Origin of the sequence: Pelomonas sp. KK5 (assembly GCF_001984095.1) — a bacterium.
GTDB lineage: Bacteria > Pseudomonadota > Gammaproteobacteria > Burkholderiales > Burkholderiaceae_C > KK5.
In genome coordinates this window covers 1-7,937 of sequence record NZ_LYVQ01000267.1, presented here as the reverse complement: position 1 = coordinate 7,937, position 7,937 = coordinate 1, and the positions used below count along the sequence as shown (strand labels likewise).

The window sequence follows — 7,937 nt, the reverse complement described above, 5'->3', positions numbered from 1 at the left end:
GCGAACGTACCGCGGCGATGCCGTCGTCGCCGCCGCCGAGTTGCAGGTCGGCCAGCAGCAGGTCGGGCCGCTGGGCCAGGCTCAGCAGCAGGGCCTCGCGCAAGGTGGCCACCGCCGTCACGCTGCAGCCGTGGGCCTGCAGCAGCGCCTGCATCGCCTCGCGCACAGGCGCCTCGTTGTCCAGCACCAGCACCCGCAGGCCGGCCAGCGCACGCTCGGGAAGAAGCGCCGCGGCCGACTCGCCCGGCGTCGAGTCATTGCCGGGCGCCTCGGCGGCCGCCAGGCCCAGGCTGAAGGTGCTGCCCTCGCCGGGCATCGATTCGAGCCCCAGGCTCAGGTCCAGCAGGTCGGCCAGCCGGCTGCAGATGGACAGGCCCAGGCCGAGCCCGCGGGCGCGGTCGCGCTCCGGGTTGTCGACCTGGTAGAACTCCTCGAACACGCGACCCTGCTCGTGCGGCGCGATGCCGCAGCCGGTGTCGCGCACCCGCACCCGCCAGACCTCGCCGTCGCGCCGCACGCTCACCGCCACCTCGCCGCGGGCGGTGTACTTCAGGGCGTTGTCCAGCAAGTTGCGCAGCAGGCGCCCGAGCAGGTGGTGGTCGGTGTCGACGAAGGCAGCCGCCGAGCAGTCCAGCGTCAGGCGCAGGCCCTTGGCCAGGGCCTGCGGCCTCACCTCCTGGCAGATGCCGGCCAGCCACGGGCACAGCGCGAACACCTGGCTGTGCACTGGCACCGCGCCGGCGTCGAGCCTGGACACGTCGAGCAGCCCGTCCATCTGCGTGGCCAGCGACTGCACGGCGAGGTTCATGCGCCGCGCGATGCCGGCCGTCTTCTCGTCCAGCGGCTGGCGCAGCAGGGCGGCGCCGTACAGGCTCAGCGTCTGCATCGGCTGGCGCAGGTCGTGGCTGGCGGCGGCCAGGAAGCGGGTCTTGGCCTGGTTGGCCAGCTCGGCCTGCTTCAGGGCCAGGCGCAGCTGCTGGTTGCGCCTGGCCTGCTGCTGGCGGATCAGCACCGAGTCGACGAATACCCGGTAGGCATCGGCCGCCAGCGCGGAGAGGATGAAGGCGAAGATCAGGATCATCGCGCCCAGGCCCCAGTCGAGCCAGCTGACCGCATGCGCCCCGCCGCTGCCGCTGACCCAGGACAGCGCGTTGGCCAGCGACACCGGCACCAGGAAGGGCCGCAGCAGCCGCGCGCTGCCGGCCGTGGCGGCGATGGCGCCGGCGCACAGGCCCAGCAGCAGGATGGTCTGCAGCATGCGCTCGTAGTCGCTCAGGTAGGGCGCGAAGCACAGCGAGGCGCTGAGCACCAGCCCGTTCAGCGCGCTGGCGGCGACCGCCCAGCGCAGCCGCCGCTGCAGGCTCACCTCGACCATCTGCGGCAGCCGGCCGATCAGCCAGCCGCGCAGCAGCAGCATGCCGAAGACGCAGGCGATCCAGCCGAGGCTGAAGCCGATGTGGGCGCCATGGCCGGCCATCGCGCCGATGACCAGCGCGCTGAAGCCCACGGGCCAGGGCACGCGGCGGGACTGCCGGGCCAGCAGGCGCAGCAGTTCCTGGTCGACGGCGCCTTGCTCCGGCAAGGGGTCAGCAGGGGGCATCTGGATTCTTCTTGTTATCGACGAGCCGCGGCAGTATCCGCGCGAGGGTCAGTCGAGCCATCGGATTATCACCACTGCGTGCGCAAGGCGCCCGCACCGGCATCCTCCAGCGGCGGCAATGCCGCCAGCAGCACGGCCAGCTGCTCGGCCGGCATGGCCTGGTGGAACAGCCAGCCCTGCGCCTCGTGCACGCCGAGGTCCTGCAGCGTGCGACGCTGCTGCTCGGTCTCCACACCCTCGGCGGTGATCTCCAGGCCCAGGCTGCGGGCCAGGGTCACGACGGTGCGCACCACCGCATGGCTGCGCGCATCGCTGCTGAGGTCCGCGACGAAGCTGCGGTCGATCTTGAGCCGGTCGATCGGCAGGCTGCGCAGCTGGCCCAGCGAGGAGAAGCCGGTGCCGAAGTCGTCCAGCGAGACCGCCACGCCCAGCTCGCGCAGGCCCTGCAGCGCCTGGCGCACCGAGTCGGCATTGCCGAACAGGCTCTCGGTCACCTCGATCTCCAGCCGCTCGGGCGGCAGGCCGTGGCGCTGCAGCGCCTGGCGCACCAGGTGCAGCACGTCCTCCTGCTCGAACTGCCGCACCGACACATTGACCGCCACCCGCGGCAGCCCGATGCCGGCGGCCAGCCAGGCGGCCGCCTGCGCGCAGGCGCGGTCCAGCACCCAGGCGCCGATCGGGCAGATCAGCCCGGTGGCCTCGGCCAGCGGCACGAAGCGGGCCGGCGGGATCGGCCCCAGCTCCGGGTGCCGCCAGCGCAGCAGCGCCTCGGCGCCCAGCAGCGCGCCGGTGGCCATGTCCACCATCGGCTGCCAGTGCAGGCTCAGCTGCTGGTCCACGCCCAGCGCGCGGCGCAGGCCCTGCTCCAGGCGCAGCTGCTCCAGCGCGCCCTCGCCCAGCGCCGGGGCGAACAGCGCGGCCCGGTTGCGGCCGCGCGCCTTGGCTTCGTACATGGCGGCGTCGGCGGCCTTGAGCAGTTCCTGCGGGCCGGTGGCGTGCTCCGGGTACAGGGCCACGCCGATGCTGGCGCCCACCGACACCGGCTGGCCGCCCAGCGTGACCGGCTCGGCGATCGTGTCCAGCAGGCGGCGCGCCAGCAGCAGGGGATCGTCCGCATGGCGGGGCTGCTCCATCAGCACGACGAACTCGTCGCCGCCGACCCGCACCGCCAGGTCGCCGCGCCGCAGCAGCGCGCCCAGGCGCCGCGCGATCACCACCAGCAGCTCGTCCCCCTGGTCATGGCCCAGCGTGTCGTTGATGGTCTTGAAGCCGTCCAGGTCGATGCACAGCAGCGCGCAGGGGGCGGAGTGCGGCGTGGCGGTGCGCGCCAGCAGGACCTCCTGCAGCAGCAGCCGGTTGCCCAGGCCGGTCAGCGCGTCGTGCATGGCCTGGTGGCGCAGCAGGTGCTGGGTCTCGCGGATCTCGCTGATGTCCGAGAAGCTCAGCACATGGTGGCTGACGCGGCCGCCGGCGTCGTGGACGGCGCACAGGTGCTCCAGCGCCGGGAACACGCTGCCGTCGGCCCGCCAGCAGGCCACCTCGACCTTGCCGCCATGGCCGCCGGCGCCACCCCGGCGCTCGCGCCGCGCGTAGAGGAAGTCGACCGGCCGGCGGCCGACCACGTCCGCCTCCTGCCAGCCGGTGCTGCGGGTGAAGGCCGGGTTGCAACCCAGCACCCGCTGCTGCGCGTCGAGGAACAGGATCGCCTCGCTGGTGGACTCGTAGACCACCAGCGCCTGGCGCAGCCGCGTCTCGCTCTCCACGCGGGCCGACACGTCGCGCACCATGCCCATCGCCAGGCCCTCGGCCGGAAACGGGCGGGCATGCAGCTCAAGCCATCGGGGCGCGGCAGCGGGGCCGTCATCGCGCCAGCGGCAGGTCAGATCGATCGGCTGCTCCTGCAGCTGAAGCGCCAGGAAGGCCTGCCGCCCCGGCGCATCCAGCCCGGCCAGCAGCTCGCCCAGGCGCTCGGTGCGCATCAGCTCGGCCAGCGCGGGGCTGGCGCCGGGCTCGCCGCTCCAGCGCAGGTGGCCGTCGCGGCGGTCCAGCTCCAGCACCGTCAGCTGGGCCGACTCCAGCGCCAGCTGCAGGCGGCGCTGCGCCTGTACGGTGCGACGTTCCTCGGCATGGCGAACCGCCGCCATGCGGACGGTCGCGTTCAGCTCGCGCAGCTCGAAGGGCTTGAGCAGGTAGCCGTAGGGCGCCACCTGGGCGGCGCGGGCCAGCACCTCGGGCTCGGCGTAGGCGGTCAGGAAGATCACCGGCATCGCCTGCGCGGCGCGGATGCGGCGCGCCGCGTCGATGCCGTCGCCGCCACCATCCAGGTGGATGTCCATCAGCACCAGGTCGGGCTGCAGCGCGGCCGCCATGCGTACCGCGTCGTCCACGTTGCCGGCGATGCCCGCCACCTCGAAGCCGAGCTGCTCCAGGTCGAGCTGCAGGTCCAGCGCGACGATGCGCTCGTCCTCGACGATCTGGATGCGCAGCGCCGGCGCCGCGGGTGCTTGTTCAGCAGGCATCGGGGGCCAGGTCCAGATGGAGCCGGTAGTGCGTGCCGGCCGCCGCGGGCAGGCGCTCCAGCCGCGCCCGGCACTGGTCGGTCAGCAGCGGCAGCAGCTGCAGGCCCAGGCCACGCGTGGCCGGACCGGCCTGCGGCATGCCGATGCCGTCGTCGCTGACGTCCACCGAGGCCCGCCCGGCGCCGGCATCGCTCACCCGCAGCTCGATGCGGCCCGGCCCGCCGGCGGGGTAGGCATGCTTGATCGAGTTGGTCAGCAGCTCGGTCACCAGCAGCCCGCAGGGGATGGCCCGCTGCATGTCGATGCGCAGGCCGCGCTCGGGCGCGTCGGCCACCAGCTGCAGCGCCGAGCCACCGGCCAGGTAGGTCTCGCGCAGCAGGCCGCTGAGCTGGCGCAGGTAGTGGCCCAGCTCCAGCCCGCTCAGATCCTGGCGCTCGTAGAGCAGCTGGTGCATCAGCGCCATCGAGCGCACGCGGCTCTGGCTGTCGCGCAGCGCCGCCCGCACCGCCGGCTCGGCCGAGCCGGCCTGCAGGTTCAGCAGGCTGGAGATCACCTGCAGGTTGTTCTTGACCCGGTGGTGCACCTCGCCCAGCAGCGCGGTCTTCTCGCCCAGCGCCGCCTCGATCTCGCGCCGGGCGGCGCGCTGCTGCTCCTCGCTGATGTCCACCGCCGAGGCCACCAGGCAGACGATGCGGCCCTGCTCGTCGCGCATCGGCGCGAGCATGTAGTCGATCATCGCCCGCGCGTCGCCGGCCATGCGCACCTCCACGTCGCAGCGCACCACCCGCTCGCCGGCCGCCACGCGGGGAATGATGTCGCGCTGCCAGGCCTGCAATTCAGCTGAATGCGACCACCAGTGTGTGTCCCATATCGGAACACCTTGCACCTGTGCCAGATCGAGCTGGGCGGCCTGCAGCGGCGCCAGGTTCGCTTCGATCAGGCGGCCGTCCAGCGTCAGCAGGCCCACGTAGACGAAGGAGCAGTCCAGCAGCCGGCGCAGATGCTCGGCCTCGCGGCGCAACTGCTCGTTGTGGGCCTGCAAGGAGCGGTTGACCGCGAAGCCGGTCATGCCGATGACGCTGCCGTCGCCGCCGCGGACGGGCAGGTAGTCCGCCTCCCAGTCGGAGTTGACACCCGGCAGGCTCGGCACCTCGACGGCCAGCCGCAGGCCGCGCAGCGGCTCGCCGTCCAGCACCCGCCGCACCAGCGGCTCCAGGTCGCCGGCTGCCAGCGGCAGCACCTCGCGCACGCTGCGGCCCAGGTGGGCCTCGCGGGGCAGCCCGTTGGCGGCGGCCAGCACCGGGTTGATGCGGACATAGCGCATCTGCCGGTCCAGCACCGCCAGGCCGATCGGCAGTTCGGCATCGATCAGGCTGTCCAGGGCGGCAGCGAGCAGATGGGTCTCGGTGGCTGCGGGAAACATCGGACTCCCTTGGCGGCGTACGCCGCACGAAGTCGAGGGTTTATACCAATCAACGCCTTTATCAAAGCCATACCCGCTCCTGGTTCTAGGGACAGCAGCTTCAAATTGACTGAATCCTGAAATCAAGCGTGATGAATCTCCCGGTCGAGACGGGGACGCACACTGCCGGCAACGCTCGATCCCCGGGCTGGCACAAAGCGCAACATGACAAGCACCGCTCCCTCCCGCTACGGCGCCGTCGCGATGGCCTTCCACTGGCTGCTGGCCCTGGCCATCGTCGGCGCCTTCAGCGTCGGCCTGTACATGGCCGATCTGCCTTTCTCGCTGACCCGGGTCAAGCTCTACAACTGGCACAAGTGGACCGGCGTGACGATCCTGCTGCTGTCGGCGCTCCGCCTGCTCTGGCGCTTGGGGCACAAGCCGCCGGCCGACCTGCCGATGCCCGCCTGGCAGGCCCGCGCCGCGCATCTGACGCACGGCCTGCTGTACCTGCTGTTCTTCGCCGTGCCGCTGGCCGGCTGGGCCTACAGCTCGGCCAAGGGCTTCCCGATCGTGTGGTTCGGCGTGATCCCGCTGCCGGACTTCGTGCCCAAGGACGAGGCGCTGGCCGAGACGCTGAAGGCCGCCCACAAGTTCCTCGCCTTCGGCCTGGCCGCGCTGGTGCTGGCCCATGTGGGCGCTGCGCTGAAGCATCATTTCATCGACCGTGACGGTCTGCTGCAGCGGATGCTCCCCGGCACCCGCTGAAAACCGGAGTTAGCTCACCATGAAGAAGATCCTCGTCGCCAGCCTGCTGGCCCTCGCCGCCGGCGCCTCGTTCGCCCAGGCCAAGCTGCTGCCCGCCCAGAGCGAACTGGGCTTCACCAGCAAGCAGATGGGCGTGCCGGTGGACGGCAAGTTCAAGAAGTTCGACGCGCAGCTGACCGGCTTCGACCCGAAGAAGCCCGACGCCGCCAAGGTCACGCTGACGATCGACATGGCCAGCGCCTCGCTGGGCGATGCCGCCATCGACGCGGAGCTGGTCAAGGCCGACTGGTTCGACGCCAAGAAGAACCCGCAGGCCACCTTCCAGAGCACCGCCGTCAAGGCGACCGGCGCCGGCAAGTACGAAGTCACCGGCAAGCTGACGGTCAAGGGCCAGGCCCGCGACGTGGTCGTGCCGCTGACGCTCACGCAGGCCGGCGGCACCTCGACCGCCACCGGCGCGTTCCCGATCAAGCGCCTGGCCTTCAAGATCGGCCAGGGCGACTGGGCCGACACCTCGGTCGTCGCCGACGACGTGCAGGTCAAGTTCAAGCTCGCCTTCAGCGGCATCGCCGCTCAATAAGCAATCCGTTTCCCCAACCCGCAAGGACAACACCCCATGATCAAGAAAGCCCTGTTCGCCGCTGCCCTGGCAGTCGCCGGCGTCGCCGCCCACGCCGAAACCGCCACCTACGCCGTCGACCCGACGCACACCTTCGTCACCTACGAGATCCTGCACTTCGGCACCTCGACCAACCGCGGCCGCTTCGACCAGAAGGAAGGCACCGTGCAGCTGGACAAGGCCGGCAAGAGCGGCAAGGTGGACATCACCTTCCAGATCGGCTCGGTCAACACCGGCGTGGCCGCGATGAACACCCACCTGAAGAGCGACGACTTCTTCTCGGCCGAGAAGTTCCCGACCGCCCAGTTCGTCGGCGACAAGTTCACGTTCGACGGCGAGAAGGTCACGGCCGTCAGCGGCCAGCTGACGATGAAGGGCAAGACCGCCCCGGTCACGCTGAACGCCAAGAACTTCAACTGCTACCAGAACCCGATGCTCAAGCGCGAAGTCTGCGGTGGCGACTTCGACGCGGTGATCGACCGCACGAACTGGGGCATCGACTACGGCCTGGCCTACGGTTTCTCGAAGAACGTCCACCTGATCATCCAGGTCGAGGCGGTCAAGCAGTAAGTAAGCAGACAACTCGAACACGTCTCCTCGCTTCAGGGCCCGCCACTTGGCGGGCCCTTTTAGTTCCGGACTGTCACGCATTGGTGCATTTCAGCCCGCCGTCGCGACGGCGCATCGCTTGACCCCGGCCCCGGCGCGGCGCCATGCATACAGTGCGAGCCATCGATCAAGCTCCTACGCCGTCTCCCCCATGAACGCCCCCGGCTCCGCCCCGACCCTGTACCAACGCTGGCAGACATTCAGCGCCACCCTCGTGCGCTGGTTCCACGCCTACGCCAACTGGCTGGTGGGCATCAGCTGGAAGCGCTTCATCGTCTATGCGGTCCTGCTGCTGATCGGCACCAACATCCTGCAGGAGCTGCCCCCGTTCACCTGGCGGGTCAGCGAGCACGTGGAGGCCGACGTGCCCTCGCCCGCACGCCCGGCCCGCCCCGCCAAGCCGGCCAAGCCTGCCAAGCC

At 71.0% G+C, this 7,937-nt stretch carries 6 protein-coding genes and 1 pseudogene; 4 read left to right on the top strand and 3 right to left on the bottom strand.

Annotated features, from left to right (window positions below; translation table 11 throughout):
• The 3 genes from B0W88_RS27470 to B0W88_RS27460 form a co-directional block, all read right to left on the bottom strand.
• Positions 1 to 1,600: hybrid sensor histidine kinase/response regulator (locus B0W88_RS27470; protein WP_144007004.1), on the bottom strand; the 1,600-nt coding region annotated here is incomplete at its 3' end.
• A gap of 68 nt (positions 1,601 to 1,668) precedes the next feature.
• On the bottom strand, positions 1,669 to 4,119 hold the full coding sequence (locus tag B0W88_RS27465) for an EAL domain-containing protein (protein ID WP_077037751.1): 2,451 nt from the start codon (positions 4,117 to 4,119) through the stop codon (positions 1,669 to 1,671).
• Complete coding sequence (locus tag B0W88_RS27460; protein ID WP_077037750.1) at positions 4,109 to 5,542, bottom strand: sensor histidine kinase; 1,434 nt, start codon at positions 5,540 to 5,542, stop codon at positions 4,109 to 4,111. The genes B0W88_RS27465 and B0W88_RS27460 overlap by 11 nt, the downstream gene beginning before the upstream one ends.
• 204 nt (positions 5,543 to 5,746) lie before the next feature.
• Here B0W88_RS27460 and B0W88_RS27455 point away from each other — a divergent pair, with 204 nt between their 5' ends.
• The 4 genes and pseudogenes from B0W88_RS27455 to B0W88_RS27440 form a co-directional block, all read left to right on the top strand.
• Complete coding sequence (locus B0W88_RS27455) at positions 5,747 to 6,289, top strand: cytochrome b (protein WP_077037749.1); 543 nt, start codon at positions 5,747 to 5,749, stop codon at positions 6,287 to 6,289.
• A gap of 19 nt (positions 6,290 to 6,308) precedes the next feature.
• On the top strand, positions 6,309 to 6,869 hold the full coding sequence (locus B0W88_RS27450; RefSeq protein WP_077037748.1) for a YceI family protein: 561 nt from the start codon (positions 6,309 to 6,311) through the stop codon (positions 6,867 to 6,869).
• Between the two features lie 36 nt (positions 6,870 to 6,905).
• A complete protein-coding gene (locus B0W88_RS27445) occupies positions 6,906 to 7,478 on the top strand; it encodes a YceI family protein (RefSeq protein WP_077037747.1) in 573 nt (190 codons plus the stop codon).
• A 190-nt stretch (positions 7,479 to 7,668) separates the two neighbouring features.
• Positions 7,669 to 7,937 (top strand): annotated as a pseudogene (locus B0W88_RS27440) (sensor histidine kinase); the annotation flags it as partial.